General features: G+C 48.9%; 1 protein-coding gene. It reads right to left on the bottom strand.

The annotated features are described in order from the left end of the window. Nucleotides 1-1766, bottom strand: a 1766-nt coding sequence (locus tag B7723_RS00045; protein WP_142358072.1) for a DUF1542 domain-containing protein, incomplete at both ends; no start/stop codon positions are given.

Genomic DNA, 1766 nt, shown 5'->3' with positions numbered 1-1766 from the left:
GCTTGCTTGGCTGCTGGCTTACTTTGCGCAGTTGGGCTGACTGCGTTGACCTCAGTTGTTCCAGTTGACTTAGCCTGGTCGACTTCTGCATTTGTGGTCGCAGCGTCAATGTTCTTCTTAGCCTCATCAGCTTTCGCCTTGGCATCTGCCTTCGCAACAGCTTTCTCTTCATCCGTCAAATCAGTACGTGAATCAATGGCTGATTCCTTAGCTTTCAGCGCATCATCGATTGCTTGCTTGGCTGCTGGCTTACTGTGCGGATTGACTCCATTGACCTCAGTTGTTCCAGTTGACTTAGCTTGATCGACTTCTGCATTTGTTGTCGCGTTGTCGATTGCTTGTTTCGCTGTATCTGCTTTCGCTTTGGCATCTGCCTTCGCAACAGCTTTCTCTTCATCCGTCAAATCGGTACGTGAATCAATGGCTGCTTCCTTAGCTTTCAGCGCATCATCGATTGCTTGCTTGGCTGCTGGCTTACTTTGAGCGGTTGGATTGACTGCGTTGACTTCAGTTGTTCCAGCAGTTTTAGCTTGCGATACTGCTTCATCTGTGGTCGCAGTGTCGATGTTTCTCTTAGCCTCATCGGCTTTCGCCTTGGCATCAGCCTTCGCTGCAGTTTTCTCTTCATCCGTCAAATCAGTACGTGAATCAATGGCTGCTTCCTTAACTTTCAGCGCATCATCGATCGCTTGCTTGGCTGCTGGCTTACTTTGAGCGGTTGGCTCCACTCCGTTGACCTCAGTTATTCCATCAGTCTTGGCTCGAGATACTGCTTCATCTGTGGTCGCAGCGTCAATGTTCTTCTTAGCTTCATCAGCTTTCGCCTTGGCATCTGCCTTCGCAACAGCTTTCTCCTCGTCCGTCAAATCGGTACGTGAATCAATGGCTGATTCCTTAGTTTTCAGCGCATCATCGATCGCTTGCTTGGCTGCTGGCTTACTTTGCGCAGTTGGATTGACTGCGTTAACTTCAGTTGTTCCAGTTGACTTAGCCTGGTCGACCTCTGCATTTGTGGTCGCAGCGTCGATGTTCTTCTTAGCTTCATCAGCTTTCGCCTTGGCATCTGCCTTCGCAACAGCTTTCTCTTCATCCGTCAAATCGGTGCGTGAATCAATCGCTGCTTCCTTAGCTTTCAGCGCATCATCGATCGCTTGCTTGGCTGCTGGCTTACTTTGAGCGGTTGGGTTTACTGAGTTGACCTCAGTTGTTCCATCATTCTTTGCTTGATCAACTTCTGAGTTTGTCGTCGCAGTGTCAATTGCTTGTTTCGCTGTATCTGCTTTCGCCTTGGCATCGGCTTTCGCAACAGCTTTCTCTTCATCCGTCAAATCGGTGCGTGAATCAATCGCTGCTTCCTTAGCTTTCAGCGCATCATCGATCGCTTGCTTGGCTGCTGGCTTACTTTGAGCGGTTGGGTTTACTGAGTTGACCTCAGTTGTTCCATCATTCTTTGCTTGATCAACTTCTGAGTTTGTCGTCGCAGTGTCAATTGCTTGTTTCGCTGTATCTGCTTTCGCCTTGGCATCGGCTTTCGCAACAGCTTTCTCTTCATCCGTCAAATCGGTGCGTGAATCAATGGCTGCTTCCTTAGTTTTCAGCGCATCATCAATCGCTTGCTTGGCTGCTGGCTTACTTTGAGCGGTTGGGTTTACTGAGTTGACCTCAGTTGTTCCATCATTCTTTGCTTGATCAACTTCTGAGTTTGTCGTCGCAGTGTCAATTGCTTGTTTCGCTGTATCTGCTTTCGCCTTGGCATCGGCTTTCGC

It is taken from the genome of Streptococcus oralis subsp. oralis (assembly GCF_002096435.1).
Taxonomy (GTDB): Bacteria; Bacillota; Bacilli; order Lactobacillales; family Streptococcaceae; genus Streptococcus; species Streptococcus oralis_AA.
This window is presented reverse-complemented; position numbering and strand designations above follow the sequence as displayed.